The sequence below is a fragment of the Myxococcales bacterium genome (assembly GCA_012517325.1).
Taxonomy (GTDB): domain Bacteria; phylum Lernaellota; class Lernaellaia; order Lernaellales; family Lernaellaceae; genus JAAYVF01.
The window spans coordinates 1-14,079 of record JAAYVF010000030.1; the positions used below are offsets into that span (position 1 = coordinate 1).

Annotated in this window: 16 protein-coding genes; 3 read left to right on the forward strand and 13 right to left on the reverse strand. The window is 63.7% G+C overall.

The features are described 5' to 3' along the window. Positions 1–156 precede the first annotated feature (156 nt). Positions 157–903, reverse strand: coding sequence for an NAD(P)H-binding protein (locus GX444_06470; protein ID NLH48232.1), 747 nt, complete (start codon positions 901–903; stop codon positions 157–159). Between the two features lie 16 nt (positions 904–919). Then, positions 920–1,579, reverse strand: coding sequence for a hypothetical protein (locus GX444_06475; GenBank protein NLH48233.1), 660 nt, complete (start codon positions 1,577–1,579; stop codon positions 920–922). Positions 1,580–1,882: 303 nt separating this feature from the next. Here GX444_06475 and ftsY point away from each other — a divergent pair, with 303 nt between their 5' ends. Continuing rightward, positions 1,883–3,250, forward strand: coding sequence for a signal recognition particle-docking protein FtsY (gene ftsY / locus GX444_06480; protein ID NLH48234.1), 1,368 nt, complete (start codon positions 1,883–1,885; stop codon positions 3,248–3,250). Between the two features lie 7 nt (positions 3,251–3,257). Continuing rightward, positions 3,258–3,479 carry a hypothetical protein gene (locus tag GX444_06485; protein ID NLH48235.1) on the forward strand — a complete coding sequence of 74 codons (222 nt, stop codon included), beginning with the start codon at positions 3,258–3,260 and terminating at the stop codon, positions 3,477–3,479. Positions 3,480–3,496: 17 nt separating this feature from the next. On the opposite strand, the gene GX444_06490 is transcribed toward GX444_06485, so the two are convergent. The 6 genes from GX444_06490 to GX444_06515 all read right to left on the reverse strand — a co-directional run bounded on the left by GX444_06490 (position 3,497) and on the right by GX444_06515 (position 8,226). Beyond that, on the reverse strand, positions 3,497–4,720 hold the full coding sequence (locus GX444_06490; GenBank protein ID NLH48236.1) for an anion transporter: 1,224 nt from the start codon (positions 4,718–4,720) through the stop codon (positions 3,497–3,499). 124 nt (positions 4,721–4,844) lie between these two features. Then, the gene (gene infA, locus GX444_06495) at positions 4,845–5,069 is read right to left on the reverse strand and encodes a translation initiation factor IF-1 (protein NLH48237.1); all 225 of its coding nucleotides are present in this window, start codon (positions 5,067–5,069) and stop codon (positions 4,845–4,847) included. Positions 5,070–5,186: 117 nt separating this feature from the next. Beyond that, the gene (locus GX444_06500) at positions 5,187–5,732 is read right to left on the reverse strand and encodes a hypothetical protein (protein NLH48238.1); all 546 of its coding nucleotides are present in this window, start codon (positions 5,730–5,732) and stop codon (positions 5,187–5,189) included. Between the two features lie 69 nt (positions 5,733–5,801). Continuing rightward, positions 5,802–6,578, reverse strand: a complete 777-nt coding sequence (locus GX444_06505; GenBank protein NLH48239.1) for a 16S rRNA (uracil(1498)-N(3))-methyltransferase — start codon at positions 6,576–6,578, stop codon at positions 5,802–5,804. After that, positions 6,551–7,441 carry a 50S ribosomal protein L11 methyltransferase gene (locus GX444_06510; protein NLH48240.1) on the reverse strand — a complete coding sequence of 297 codons (891 nt, stop codon included), beginning with the start codon at positions 7,439–7,441 and terminating at the stop codon, positions 6,551–6,553. Before GX444_06510 ends, GX444_06505 begins: the two co-directional genes overlap by 28 nt. Continuing rightward, a complete protein-coding gene (locus tag GX444_06515) occupies positions 7,438–8,226 on the reverse strand; it encodes a lysophospholipid acyltransferase family protein (GenBank protein ID NLH48241.1) in 789 nt (262 codons plus the stop codon). Before GX444_06515 ends, GX444_06510 begins: the two co-directional genes overlap by 4 nt. A gap of 49 nt (positions 8,227–8,275) precedes the next feature. On the opposite strand from GX444_06515, the gene sppA reads away from it, so the two are divergent. Further along, entirely contained in the window at positions 8,276–9,961 is a 1,686-nt protein-coding gene (gene sppA, locus GX444_06520) for a signal peptide peptidase SppA (GenBank protein NLH48242.1), read from the forward strand. Positions 9,962–10,031: 70 nt separating this feature from the next. On the opposite strand, the gene GX444_06525 is transcribed toward sppA, so the two are convergent. The 5 genes from GX444_06525 to rsfS all read right to left on the reverse strand — a co-directional run bounded on the left by GX444_06525 (position 10,032) and on the right by rsfS (position 13,866). Next, entirely contained in the window at positions 10,032–10,454 is a 423-nt protein-coding gene (locus tag GX444_06525; protein NLH48243.1) for an FKBP-type peptidyl-prolyl cis-trans isomerase, read from the reverse strand. 66 nt (positions 10,455–10,520) lie between these two features. Then, on the reverse strand, positions 10,521–11,258 hold the full coding sequence (locus GX444_06530) for a hypothetical protein (GenBank protein ID NLH48244.1): 738 nt from the start codon (positions 11,256–11,258) through the stop codon (positions 10,521–10,523). Positions 11,259–11,386: 128 nt separating this feature from the next. Next, a complete protein-coding gene (locus tag GX444_06535; GenBank protein NLH48245.1) occupies positions 11,387–12,145 on the reverse strand; it encodes a ComF family protein in 759 nt (252 codons plus the stop codon). Positions 12,146–12,162: 17 nt separating this feature from the next. Next, a complete protein-coding gene (gene apgM, locus GX444_06540; GenBank protein ID NLH48246.1) occupies positions 12,163–13,473 on the reverse strand; it encodes a 2,3-bisphosphoglycerate-independent phosphoglycerate mutase in 1,311 nt (436 codons plus the stop codon). Positions 13,474–13,521: 48 nt separating this feature from the next. Beyond that, entirely contained in the window at positions 13,522–13,866 is a 345-nt protein-coding gene (rsfS, locus tag GX444_06545) for a ribosome silencing factor (GenBank protein NLH48247.1), read from the reverse strand. Between the last annotated feature and the right edge of the window lie 213 nt (positions 13,867–14,079).

Below are 14,079 nucleotides of genomic sequence, written 5' to 3' on the forward strand. Positions count from 1 at the left end.
AGCCCGATGCAAAACGGAAAATCGAAAGGGAACAACCAACTGGACGTGGGTCTATCAGGCCTCGGCTCCGAACTCTACGTAACCAAGGGGACATTTTTGCTGCACAGTTGAGGGGACATATTGCCTAAGTATAAACAGACGGGGAAAGGGACGGATTTACTTGTCAGCGCTCGCCTGACGCAGCGCATCGGCCTCGAAAACGCGATTCGCGGCATCGGGCGCCAGCGCCAGATTCACCAGCGCCGCGGCCAGTTCAGAGCCGGAGAGCGAGGAAAATTTGTTTTGCAACTTTTTCAAGCCCACGGCGCCGGCCGCGGTCAACAGGCCGTCGAAGATCGTGGCGCCGGCCCGTTCCGACGGCCGGGACTCCTCGCGATCCGGGCCGCTGATGAACGCCGGCCGCGCGATGACGAACGGCAATCCGCTGGCCTGCAATTCGGTTTCCAGCCGCCAGCGCGCCTGGTAATAGCCGCCGCGCGCCTTGGGTCCGACGCCGATCGCCGAGAGATAAACGAAGCGCGGGGTGATTCCCGCGGTTTTGGCGGCGCGCAGCAAAAGGGCGGTCAGCCCGTAATCGACGGCGTCGTAGCTGCCGGTTTGCGGATCGACCCCGCGGCTTTTCAGGTTCTTCATGCGGGCGCGGGTGGTGCCCAGCAGGGCGAAAATGACGGTCGGCCGCCGCCGCGCCAGGGTCGCGGTCATGGCGGTTTCGTTCCAGGGGGTTTCGTCGACCGTCGCGCCAAGCGCCGCGAAACGTTCGCGCCATTCGGTCAGGCGGTCGGAATCAGGACGGACATGAGCGATCGCGGAAATGCCGCGCGCGGCGAGCCGGCGCACGACTTCACGCCCGGTATAGCCGGTAGCGCCGGCGATAAAAGCGGTTTCGGTCGACGATGACGGCACGGGAAAACCTCGGCCTTTATTCCTGGCCTTCCGCCGGTTCTTCCCCCGGTTTTTCGCCGCCGTTCTTGTTCACTTTCTTCACCTTGATCGCGACATCTTTCACGCCGTCGACGCCCTTGAATTTCGCCTCGCCGTCGTAAATGCCCAGGTCTTTGAAGACGCCGCGCCGCTTCAGTTCGTCGGAAAGGTATTTGAACCCGAGCACCTTGAATTTGCCCTGGGTCTCGATGATGAAGTTGATCTCGCTGGTGAATTCCTTGTCGTTGTCGGGCATCTTGAAGTAGACCATCGTGCCGCGATAAACCTTCACCGCTTCTTTCGAGGCGATCTCGCGGCCCGGCGTGTAGCGGGTCATTTCCAGTTTCTGGCCCATGAACGCCTTGTTCTTTTCCATGAAAGCCCGCTTGCCGACCTGAAAATAGCCCTGCCAGTACTGGCGGCCCTTGCCGCTTTGCAGCGCGGCCAGGTCGTCCGGCGAAAGCATGAGATCCTTGAGCAGATTGGGATCTTTCTTTTCGATGGCCTCGAGATAGGTTTTCACCAGGTCGTCCATGCTGGTAAACCCGGTCACGAAACCGGCGGCGACCGGCTTGCTTTCCTTGCCGCCGCAGCTCGAGCAACCGGCCAGAGCCGCTAGCAGCCAGAGAATCGTCAATGCCAACCCGACTCGACGCATTTTTCTATCCTCATCCCTTGGAATTTTTCCTTAAATCGGACTAAAACTAGCCGATGTCGCCGGGTGTTGCAACTGAGGATTTGCGACCGGGCGCCGGATTGGCCCCCCGGGCCGTTTGCCTTGACAGATACCGGCTCCGTTGATACCTTTCAGCGCCCATAATAACCCATTTTCGGGGGTTTCGCGTTGTACGACCCGACTCAATGGCCCCAAGTTGGCCCGACTTTCGCCGCCCTCAATCAGGCCCTGGAGCGCACCGGCCTGATCCATCCGACCGTCACCGCGCCGCTCATCGCCGTTTTGCTGTTGATCGGCCTGTGGATCGTTATCCGCCTGGTGCGGCATCGCCGTGCCGCCGCGCCGGAGGCGGTTGCCGCGGCTGAAAAGGCGGTTGTCGCCGAACCGGAGGAAATCGAGGAGTCGGAAGAACCGGAACTCAGCGACGCCGAAATCGAAGCGGAACTGTTGGCCGAGGAAGAAGCGCCCGGCGAGGCGGCCGTCGAGGAAGTCGCCGCGGAACCGGAGCGTGAACCGCAACCGGTGGCCGGCCCGAAAAAGGCCGAATCCATTGAAGACGTGGCGGATGCGGTCGAGGAAGAGCTGGAAATCGTCCTGGATTCGGACGGTGAAATCGAGGCCATCGATGCGTTCGAATCCGCCGGCGCGGCCGCCGAGGAAATCGAGGAAATCGAGGTAGTCCCGGTTCCGGCCAAACGGAAAAAGGGCGTCGAAGAGGAACCCGAACCCAAGCTCAGCCTGTTCGCCCGGTTGCGCCGCGGGTTGTCGAAAACCGCCGGCGGCCTGGTCGGCCGGATCGACAAACTGATCAGCGGCCGCAAAATCGACGCCGATTTTTTCGCCGAACTCGAGGAAATTCTCTTCACCGCCGACCTGGGCCCGATGACCGCCGAAAAGCTGCTCACGGCGCTCGAAACGCGGGCGCGCGAGGAAAAGATACAGGATGCCGCCGCGATCCGCGACATTCTCAAGGACGAAATCCGCAAAATCCTGGAACCGCACCAGCGGCCGCTGGAATTCGACGCCGCCAAGCCGTACGTCATCATGGTGGTGGGCGTCAACGGCGTGGGAAAAACCACGACCATCGGCAAGCTGGCCAAGATGATCACCACCAGCGGCAAAACGGTGATCATGGGCGCGGCCGACACCTTCCGCGCGGCGGCCGACGAGCAGTTGACCATCTGGGCCGAGCGCGTCGGCGCCGATATCGTCCGCCAGAAGGCCGGTTCCGACCCGGCGGCGGTGGCGTTCGATTCGGTACAGGCGGCGGTCAACCGGAGCGTCGACGTGGTGATCGTCGACACGGCAGGCCGGTTGCACACCAAGCACAACCTGATGGAAGAGCTGAAAAAGGTGAAGCGCGTGATGGCCAAGGTGCAGCCCGAGGAGCCGCACGAGGTGCTGCTGATTCTCGACGCGAACACCGGCCAGAACGCGATTTCGCAGGCCAAATCCTTCCACGAGTCGCTGGGCCTGACCGGCATCATCCTGACCAAGCTGGACGGCACGGCCAAGGGCGGCTGCATCGTCGGCATTTGCGACGAATTGGCCGTTCCGGTACGATATATCGGCATCGGCGAACGGATGGACGACCTGCGGCCGTTCGAGGCGCGCGATTTCGTCGAGGCGTTGTTCGAAACCGCGGAGGATTGAAACTCTCGTGTCCGGCACCGGCAAGGAATATCGCAAAGGCGATCCGCTGCGCGGCGCGGCGATTCTCATGCTCACCTGCGAGCTGCGGGGCATCACCGGTCTGGCGGCGCGGCGGTTGATCGGGGCGACCTTGATCGATCTGGGCGTGGACGAGGAAAACGCGCGCCGGTATCTCGAACAGCATCGCGGAGAGCTGGCCGCGCTCTTGCGGGAAGCCAGCAACGGCTGAACGGCCCCGACGGCTTTTTACCCCAACAACAGATAGATCACCGACACCCCGGCGGCGAGCACCAGCAGCGTCGAGACCGCGCCGAACCGCAAATATTCCCAAAAACCGAGGTGGTAAACGTCCTTGGCCTGTTCGGCGACGATGATGTTCGCCACCGAACCGATCAGCGTCAGGTTGCCGGCGATCGTGGTCGTGAAGGCCAAGAGCACCCAGCCCAGCGACGTGGCGCCCAGGTTGCCCAAGTAAGGGCCGGTCAATAGCACCATCGGCACGTTCGAGACCAGGTTGGACCCAAGGGTCATCAGTAGGCTGAACCAGGCCAGGCCGCCGGCGTTGTTGAGAGCCAGGTGCGGCGCCGCCGCCGGCCAGATTCGCTCCATGAGCCCGGTTTTCGCCAGGCCGGCCACGACGATGAACAAGCCGCAGAAAAACACCAGCAACGGCCAATCGACGCGGGAAAAAACCTCGCGCGAATCGCGTCGTTCGTAAATCATCAGCACCAGCGCCCCCGCCACGGCGGTGTAGCCCAGATGGAACCCGGCGAAAAATCCGGCGATCACCGCCGCGGCCACCCCCATCACAATGGCCAGCCGGCGGCGGTTGATCTTTACCGGCGGCGTTTCGTTCGCCAGCGTCGCGGGCAGGCGGCGCGCGTAATAAAGGCGCAGCAGCCCGATGTTGATGAGCAGTCCCAGCACGGCCGCCGGCGCGGAATAAGCCAGAAAAGCGACGAAGTGCATGCCGCTCAGGCTGCCGATGATCATGTTTTGCGGGTTGCCGACGAGCGTCGCGGCGCTGCCGATGTTGGCCGAGGTCGCCAGCGCGATCAGGTACGGCCCGAGCGGCAGTCGCGATTTCCGGCAAACCGCCAGCAGGACCGGCGTATAAAACAGGCAGACGGCGTCGTTGACCAGAAAGGCCGACAGCAAAGCGGAGGTCGCGGCCGTCGCCCACAGCAATTGCCAGGGAGTGCCGAACGACCCGAGAATCCATTGGGCGATCCAATCGAAAAAGCCGACCCGTTCCAGGTAGACCGTCAGCAGCATCATCCCGAAGAGCAGCACGATCGTATCGTGGTTGACCGCCGCGTAGCTTTCCTGCGGCGACAGCGCCCCGACCGCGATCATCAGCACCGCGCCCAACAGCGCGCCGGCCGGCCGGCCGATGGGCAGCGCCCGAAGCCGTCGCGAGGCGATCAGCAGGTAGGTCAGGATGAAGATGCCGTAGATGACGAAATTCATCTCGCCGTTTTTTCTCCTTCGGCGGCGCTTCCCGCCGCGAAATCAGCTTGCTTTATTCCGGCGACGTAAATTTGGCAAGGGCGCCGGATATTCCGGGGCGACGGTCGGCAATGAAAGGCGGCGGTTATTCCAGCCGGTTGATGATGCGGCCGTTGGCGAGGTCGGCGTCATAGGGCGAAAAGGCGACATCCACTCGGTCGCCCAGCAGAATCCGCAGGCGCGGTTTGCGCAATTTCCCGGCGGTCCGCACGATGACTTCCTTGTTTTGTTCTTCGAGGAAGACGCGAAACATGGCGTTGGGCAAAGCCTCGACGACCTTGGCTTGCAAGGTATAACTGTCATCAGCCATGGCCGATTCCTCCTTTGACGGATCCAGCGGGAAAGGTCGCTTTGGACGGCGGCCACATGCTACCCTTGCCGTTTTGACGGCGTCAAGAAAAAACGGGGGCTGGAAAAAAGCGCCGGATTACGCTTCGCCGTAAGTCGCCAACAGGGTGTGGCAACGTTCCATGACGCGTTCGACGTTTTGATTCAGGGAATCGAGATTCTCGGCTTCATCCCCCGCCTTGGCGGACAATTCGCGCAGATCGCGCAACATCGACCAGTTGGCCAGCAGGCTCTTGCGCAGGGAACGCAGTTCCTGCATCTCGATCGTCAGCGACCAGACGAACTCATCCAGCACCAGATCGATGACGGCCAGGGTGTAATTCACCTGGACGGCCAGATCCGGGCATTGCTTGACCCATTGCCGGAACGGCCGCATCTGGCAACAGGCGGAATCGTGAAGGTTGGCCAGATAAATCGCCTGATCGACGATCTGGCGCAGATGAAAATGCTGGTCGGCCGATTGCAGACCGCCCTGCAGCAACAAATCCAGCGATTTTTGGATGAAAAAAGCCTCGTTCCGCGCCTCGCCGGTCGCTTTTTCGGCGAATTGATACAAGCAGGCATTTAAATACTGAGCGGCGGCGAAAATTCCGTACTCGTGGGAGACGACCTCTTGAAAATTCAAGCTATGCCTCTTCCCGTTATGTTGGACCGCGATGGTAAATAATGGCAAATCCTACCATGAATCAACAATCTACTGCAATTCGCCATCCGCCGGCGCTCCCAGGTCGCCCGCGAGGCCCTGGACTAGGGCGACGGCGGCGAGGGCGGCGGTTTCGGCGCGTAAAATGCGCGGCCCCAGGCGCGCGGTCCGCCAGCCGCCCGCGGTCAGTTCCTCGAGTTCGTCGGCCGCGAGTCCGCCTTCCGGCCCGCTTAACAGGCAGACGGGTAAAACCCGGTCGAGCGGCAAGAAGGCCGCCAGGGGTCGGGCGGCGGTGGCATCGAGGGCGAGGCGCAGCGGACGGTCCGCCGTCAAGGCGATCGCCGCGCCGCAAGAGTCGGCATATCGCAAGGAAGGTTCGACCGTGCGGCCGCATTGCGCGCAGGCCCCGCGCACGACCTCGCGCAGGCGGCGCAGCTTGTGCTCGACCGCGTCCGCCGACCAATGAACCACCGAACGGCGGGCGGCGAAGACGACCAGCGCCGCAACGCCCAACTCGACGGATTTTTGGGCGATCCATTCCGGTTTTTCGCCCTTCGACAGCGCGAAAGCGAGCGTCAACGGCAACGGCGATTCCCGCCGGACCGTCCGCACCTCGCCGACCTCGACCCGCACCCGGTCGCCGTCGCGCGAAACGACGACCGCCTCGGCCTCGCGGCCTTGCCCGTCGAAGAGGCGGATTTTTTCGCCGGGGCGGACCCGCAAGACGCGGTTCAGATGATGCGCCACCGGGCCGGACAGCAACAGCGGGCCGGTTTCCAGAGGCGCGGCCGGGTGGCGGCTCAGGCGCGGATCAGTTCCAGCAGGCACCATTCGTCTTGTTCTTCCTCGAAACGAAGTTGCATCCCCAGTTCGTCGTAGACCGCCAGGACGTCGCGCTTGAACTCGGCCAGCACGCCCGTCAGCGCCAGTTGCCCTTGCGGATCGGTCAGCCGCGTCAGGTCGGCGGCCAGTTCGATCAGGGCCGGCGCGGTGATGTTGGCGATGACCAGATCGTACGGGCCGCCGATGGCGGCAAGCGGCTTGCCGGTGAATTCGCAGCGGTCGGCCAGGCCGTTGAGTTCGGCGTTTTCGCGCGCGGACTGGACGGCCACCTCGTCGATGTCGGTGCCGACGGCGTAACAGGCGCCGTGCAGCAGCGCGACCAGGGCGAGGATGCCCGTGCCGGTGCCGACGTCCAGCACGCGGCAGGCGGGCCGCTCCAGGCAGGCGCGTTCGATGCTGCGGGCCGCCAGTTGCGTCGTGGCGTGAGTGCCGAATCCGAAGGCCATTTTCGGTTCGATGATCAACCGCCGGGCGCCCGGCGGCGCGGGCGTGTCGTCCCAGGAGGGTTGCACGACCAGGCGTGGGGTAATGGCCGTTTGCCGGAAATGCTGCATCCAGGAAGTGGCCCACTCGTCGTTGGGCCGTTCGTCGATCCGGATCGTCACCGCCGCGGCGGCGGGGTCGAATTCGCGCACGCCCGCGACGAAGCGTTCGGCCAGCGAGGCGTACTGTTCGATCTGGCGGCGGTCCTCGCCGTAGGTCAGCAGGCAGAGGCGATCGCCGGAAGGCTGTTCCTCGAGGCCGCGCAGCCCGAAGTCGAACAGATGGGCGGCGATGGCGTCGGCCAGATAGGCGGGCGCCTCGATTTTCAGCACGTAGAGGAAGCTGCCGGCTTTTCCCTCGTTCATCGATCCTTCCTGGCCGCATCCTGCGGTGAGAAAACGGGCAGATCGTACCCCGGTTTGCCGACCGGCCGGCCGCCCCACCACGCGTCGCAGCGATCGGCCATTTCGTTCATCCGATCCTCGATCAGCCGGCGCAAGCGCTCGCATTCGGTTTCGTCGGCGTCGGCCGGCACGAAAACCGGTTCGCCGTGCAAGACGACGATTTTGGTGAACGGTACCGGTAAAAAGTAACGATCCCACGAGTGGAAAACAATCCGCCGTTTGGCGCCGTACATCATCGGAATGATCGGCAGGCCGGTGGCGCGGGCCAGGACGATCGAGCCCATCTTCAACCGGCGCGGCGGTCCGACCGGCCCGTCGGCCATCATGCCGCCTTTCTCGCCGCCCTCTTTCAGTTTGTCGATCAGCGCCCGCAGCGCTTCGTGCCCGCCGCGGGTGCCGCTGCCGCGCACCGAGCGGAAGCCCAGGCGCCAGGCGATCCCGTTGGCGTACTCGCCGTCCTTGCTCTGGCTGATCATCATCGTCACGTGGCGCGCGCCGAAGTCGTAAAAAAAGAAAAACATCCGCTGGTGCCAGGTCGGGTAGATACAGCCCCCGTATTGCCGCACCGCCGCCAGTTCGCGCTCCTCGTGCTCGCGGTGCACGATCCGGCACGAGCGGTTCCAGATTTTGATCAGCCACGCGGCGAGCGGCACGCCGAAGCGCAGCAGCAGACGTTCTCCGAATGTATAGCGATAGGGCGGTCCGGCCATGACCCGAGAATAAGAGGGCGGGGCAACTTGCGTCAAGTTTCCGATTTGGCCAAACTGAAATAAGTGAAAACGAAAGGATGACGCGGTGAACCCTCTACGCTCCCTGTGGAATTTTTGCCGGCGCAGCGGCGCGGCGATGTATTGGCACGTCCTGAATTTCTCCTGGCGGCGCGCCGACTACGACACGGTCGAGATCAATCTGCGCGGCGGTGTGCCCGAGCGGCGACTGCCCGGCTCGCTGTTCGAGTTGCGCCGGCCGGCCGGGCTGACGCACCGCGGGCTCCTGGAACTGCTCGATTACCTGGCCAGCGACGACAAGGTCAAACGCGTGATCCTGCAACTCGGCCCGCTGGGCACCGGCCTGGCCCGGGTGCAGGAAATCGGCCGCGCGCTCGACCGGCTGCGCGCGGCGGGCAAGACGCTGATCGCCCAACTCGACACCGTCGGCCTGCGCGAATACCTGCTGGCGGCGCACTGCCAGCAGCGCGTGCTGCTGCCCAATTCGTTGCTGCTCATCACCGGCCTGCGGATGGAAATCCGCTATTTTCGCGGCCTGCTCGATAAGCTGGCGGTGCAGCCGGACCTGCTGGTCGCCGGCAAGTTCAAGAATGCTGCCGAAACCTTCATGCGCCGGGACGCCAGCGAGGCGGCCCGCGAAATGACCGACGGCCTGCTGGACGATCTGTACGCGCAGATCGTCGACGAGCTGGCCAGGGCGCTGGGCAAGACGCCCGACCAGGTGCGCGCCATCATCGACGACGGCCCCTATCCGCCGGAACGCGCCGTGCAGGCCGGGCTGGTCGACCGGCTCGCCTATCGCGACGAACTGCTCAAGCAACTGGAAATCAAACGCGAACGGAAGATCGTCGGCGGGCAGCGGTACTGGCATTTCCGCACGAAGCGCGACCAGACGCGCGCCGTCATGATCGACGCCCCGCGCGTCGCGGTGCTGTATCTGTCGGGTACGATCCGCGAGGGTCGCGGTGATCCGTCGCGCGGCGCGCCGGGCGCGGCGGTGTACGTCAAGCTGCTGCGGCGGCTGCGGCGCGAAAAGAAGATCCGCGCCGTGGTGCTGCGGATCAACAGCCCGGGCGGCGCGGCCGGCGGGTCGGATTTGATCCGCCGTGAGGTGCAGAATCTGGCCGCGAAAAAAACGGTGCTGATCAGCATGGGCGACGTCGCCGCGTCGGGCGGCTACATGATCGCCGTCGGCGGCAAACGGTTGCTGGCCGAGCGGGCCACGCTGACCGGTTCGATCGGCGTGATCGCCGGCAAATTCGCCATCGCGGGGCTGCTGGAAAAATTCGGCATCGGCCAGGAAGCCTATTCGCGCGGCGCCGCGGCAGGCCTCTACAGCACATCCCAACCCTTCAGCGAGTTGGAACGGCAGCGGATGGGCGAGATCATCGCGTCGAGCTACAAATCGTTCAAGGCCATGGTGGCGGAAAGCCGCGGCTTCGAACCGGCGCGGATCGACGAACTGGCCGAGGGCCACGTCTGGACGGGCCGGCAGGCGCTGGAAAACAAGCTAGTGGACCTTTACGGCGGCATCGGCGATGCCTTGCGCGAGGCGAAGGAAGCCGCCGGCGGCCGGGCCGGCGAACCGATCCGCCTGATCGAGGTTCCCGCTCTGCCCAGCCCCTGGCGCTTGTTGTGGTCGATGAGCTCGGCCCGGATGAGCCTGCCCACGGAGTTGGCCGAATGGGTCGAGTTGCAGGCATTTTCCGGCATCCCCTTCGCCGGTTTGCCGTTCACCGTGCGGATTCGTTGAACGACGAGCCGAATGCGGTGAAAAAAAAGGGCGGCCGCGACGGGCCGCCCCGGTTTGACGATACCGATCGCTATTTTACGCCGAGCAGTTCGACCTCGAAAAAGAGGGTCGCGTTGGGCGGAATCACGCCGCCGGCGCCGTTCGCGCCATAACCCAAGGCCGGCGGAATCGTCAGCGTGCGCTTGCCACCGACTTTCATCCCGGCCACGCCTTCGTCCCAACCCTTGATCACCTGCCCGCCGCCGAGCGGGAAGCTGAACGGCTTGCCGCGGTCGACCGAGCTGTCAAACTTCGCGCCCTTGGCGCCGTTCACCCAGAGCCAACCGGTGTAGTGGACCGACACCGTCATCCCGGCTTTCGCCTCGGCGCCCGTGCCGACTTTCAAGTCGTTGATAATCAAACCGCTGGCGGTTTTCACTTCTTTCGCGATCGCCACCCCGCCGATCACCAGGGTGAGCACCATCGCCAGAACGATCATCCGACGGATTTCCATTCTCGACTCCTTAAAGTGTTGAAGCGGGAAGGATAATGCATCGCCGGCCGAAAGGCAAAATGCGTTTTAACAACCGCAACCGTCGTCGCTGGAAACGGCATCGTCGTCGCCTCCCGCGTCGTCGTCGTCATCGGCGGCGTCGTCATCGGTCGCATCATCATCGGTTGCATCATCATCGGTTGCATCATCGTCAGTCGCATCGTCGTCGGCCGCGTCGTCATCGTCGTCATCGTCGGCCGAGTCGTCGTTGTCGTTGTTATCGTCGTTGTCATCATTGTCGTCATTGTCGTCGTTATCGTCGTTGTTATCGTCATTGTCGTCATCGTCGTCGTCATCGCCGCAAATCGTGAACGTGGTTTGCCAGCTCTTGTAGTGCGGCTCGGCGCCGTTGGTGTCGCCCTGGATGTACATCAAGACGTCCAGGTCGGTCGGGATAACGGCCGAAGCGTCGAAGGTGAAGCTGATGGAATGGCCGTTGCCGACATCGCCGCCGCCGCCGGCTGTCGCGGCGAACTGCCAACTGATGACGTTGCCGGCCGGGTTCACCTGATGGCTCCACGCGCCGGGAATCTCCACCGGCGCCGGGTCCTGCACGGCGGTGATATCCCAGAAATCGCCGGTCCAGAATTGCGCGAAGATCAGCCGCTCGGCGTCCGGGCTGAGGTAATTGACGGTCAGGGTGAAATGGGTCGACTCGCCCAGGACGATACACTCCGGCCCGGCTTCAAAGGTGGTTCCCTCACCGATGGCGCCCCAGGCATAAGCCGGCACCAGACAAACCAAAAACACCAACAACCGTTTCATTGCGTCCTCCCCACTCATTTTCGTTGTTGTATTTTTGTGTGTCCGTGATGGTGAGGATCAATATACCTGAAAAAAGCTATTAGGCAATATAAAATTAGGCAAAAAAGAAGTTTCTTGACGAGACTAATTTACCCCTTCGCGCGGGCGACGACGACGGCGTCGACGGCGGCGGCGCCGGCTTTTTTACAGACGCGGGCGCACTCGTGGAGGGTCGAGCCGGTGGTGGCGACATCGTCCACCAGTAGCAGGCGCTTGCCGGCGAGCGGGGCGCCCGGCGCGACGGCGAAGGCGCCCTTGACGTTGGCGACACGTTCAACCGCCGACAGCGAGGCCTGCGGGACGGTATCGCGGACGCGGCGCAGCCAGGTCGGGCGCAACGGCAGGCGTTCGGCGTTGGGCAGGGCGGCGGCCAGGAACAGCGACTGATTGAACCAGCGTTGGCGGAAGCGCGCCGGGAACAGCGGCACCGGGATGATCGCGTCGTAGGTCGTCCAGTTGATGCCCAGGTCGATCGCGCGGTACAGCACCCCGGCCAGCGCGTAACCCGACGTCAGCCGGCGCTGGTATTTGAGATTGGCGATCGCCGCGGCGACGCGCCCGCCGTAAACGACCACGCCGCGCAGGTGATCGTACGCCGGCGGATCTTCCAGGCAGCGCGCACAGGCCGGTACGCCCTCGCCGGAGTCCACCGGCAGGCCGCAGGTGGCGCAATACGGGGCGATGATCCGGAGGACGGAAGCGGCGCAGTCGGGGCAGGCCAGGGGATCCTCGTCCGCCGCCAGCACGCGCTGGCACCAGGGGCACAAATCGGGATAAAGCAGGTCCACGACGCCCCGCGCCAGCCGCCGCCAGGCGGGTACGTGCGTCGAGAGCAGCGCGTGGACCATGCTCCTCCGGGCTAGAATCAGGCGCCGAGTTTGGCCAGCCGGCCCGCGTAGGCCATCATCAGCGGCAACAGGTCGGTGCCGTGCAGGCGGCCGTGGCCGCCTCGGGCGCAGGCGCGTTCGCCTAACGTTTCCTGGTCGTCCGGGATCACCAGTTTGCCGTGAAACAGCACCGGCACCGGGTGGAAGCTGTGGGTTTTCATCGCGGCGGGCGTCGAGTGATCGCCGGTGACGACCAGTACCGCCGGGCCGAGCTTTTCGATCCGCGCGACTTGTTCGTCGACCTGTTCGATGATCTTCACCTTGGCGTCGAAATTGCCGTCCTCGCCGTAGCTGTCGGTCTTTTTGATGTGCATGAAGAAGAAGTCGTAGTCGTTCCAGACCCGTTCGAGGGTGTCGAACTCGGAGGCGATGGCGATCTCGGCGCGTTCGCCGGCGGGCTTGCCGCGATTGGCGATGTCCTCGGCGTTGGGCACGACCTCGAAACCCAGCAGCCGCGCCACGCCCCGGTAATCGGGATAGGCGGCGATGCAGGCGGCCTTCATGCCGGTCTGCGCGGTGAAATGGGGGAATTCCTTGTAGGTGTCGAAGCCGCGGGTCAGGATGAAATTCGCCGGGTGCTTGTCCTTCAGGGCTTCGCGGGCCTTTTGCAGGATTTCGGCGACGGCGGCGGCGGTTTTCCGCGCGGCGGGATCGGCGGCGAACTCGGGCGTCGGGGCCGGATCGAGAGGTGCGACGCCGGTGGCCTGCGGGTCGGTGTCGATCAGGTTGCCCGACCAGCCCTGGCCGTGCAGGTGCAGCACCGCGCGGTGTTCCTTGCTGTGCCAGAATTTGAACGACACGCCGTCGACCTTGATCTGGGCGTTGAGTAGGTCGACCAGATCGGACGCAGGCCCGTCCTTGATGCGGCCGGCGCGGCGGTCGGTGACGATCAGTCGCCCGTCCTTTTCCTCGACGGCGCAGAAATTGACGCGGGCCGCGACCTCGCCGGGCTGCATGACGTCGGCGTCGAAGCAGCGCGCGCCGAACAGGGCCAGCACCCCGCGGCCGATTTCGTAGACCAGCGGGTCGTAGCCGAACAGCGACAGGTGGGCGATGCCGGAACCGGGGGTGAAGCCGGGGCCGATCGGATCGTGCCCGGCCAGCGAACCGGCGCGCGCCAGGCGGTCGAGGTTGGGTTTTTGCGCGGTTTCCAGTTCGGTCTTGCCGCCGGGGCCGCTGGCGATGCCGCCGAGGCCGTCCATGATCAGCAGGACGATTTTGCCGAGATTCGGTTTCCGGTTGGCCAACTGCGCGATCAGGTGCAGACGAGGTGTCACGGGATAGTTCATGGGCCAGACTCCCTTTCGCAGGATGAATTTGATTAAAACTTGTGCCGCCTAGGCCTTGATGTCAATCGAGGGGGCGTCGGGCCAGATGCCTTCCAGATCGTAATAGGAACGCATCGGCTCGTGAAAGACGTGCACGATGACGTCGCCGTAATCGGCCAGCGCCCACAAGCCTTCCTTTTCGCCTTCGACGATAAACGCGTATTCGCCGCGTTTTTTCATCTCGGCGGTGAGGTGCGAAACGATGGCTTGCACCTGGCGGGTGGACCGGCCATGGCAGATGACGATGGCGTCGGTGTACGAGCACAGATTCGAAACATGCATGATAACTGGGTCAACCGCGTTTTTTTCGAGAGCCAGATTGGCTATTTGGCGGGCTTTATCGATGAATTCCACGAACTGTCTTTTCCTCCTCTCGGTCGTTGCCGTTCCAATGACATCTTAATCTCTGAAGGCGCGCGCCGTCAATGATTTTTCGGTGACTTTCACGAAGCGGAGGCGGCGTTTTCAGCGGCTCGATCCGAGGGTGCCAGGGGCGGGCCGCTTTGTTCTCGCGCCGCGTTCGCCTCGCGTTTTATGTTGTGATACATTTCGTTCGATCTCACGGCG

Bases quoted from the DNA above. Each gene is read 5' to 3' on its own strand.
- GX444_06475 (NLH48233.1), bottom strand. From the start codon at position 1,579: ATGCGTCGAGTCGGGTTGGCATTGACGATTCTCTGGCTGCTAGCGGCT.
- GX444_06490 (NLH48236.1), bottom strand. From the start codon at position 4,720: ATGAATTTCGTCATCTACGGCATCTTCATCCTGACCTACCTGCTGATC.
- infA (NLH48237.1), bottom strand. From the start codon at position 5,069: ATGGCTGATGACAGTTATACCTTGCAAGCCAAGGTCGTCGAGGCTTTG.
- GX444_06510 (NLH48240.1), bottom strand. From the start codon at position 7,441: ATGAACGAGGGAAAAGCCGGCAGCTTCCTCTACGTGCTGAAAATCGAG.
- GX444_06525 (NLH48243.1), bottom strand. From the start codon at position 10,454: ATGGAAATCCGTCGGATGATCGTTCTGGCGATGGTGCTCACCCTGGTG.
- GX444_06530 (NLH48244.1), bottom strand. From the start codon at position 11,258: ATGAAACGGTTGTTGGTGTTTTTGGTTTGTCTGGTGCCGGCTTATGCC.
- GX444_06535 (NLH48245.1), bottom strand. From the start codon at position 12,145: ATGGTCCACGCGCTGCTCTCGACGCACGTACCCGCCTGGCGGCGGCTG.
- apgM (NLH48246.1), bottom strand. From the start codon at position 13,473: ATGAACTATCCCGTGACACCTCGTCTGCACCTGATCGCGCAGTTGGCC.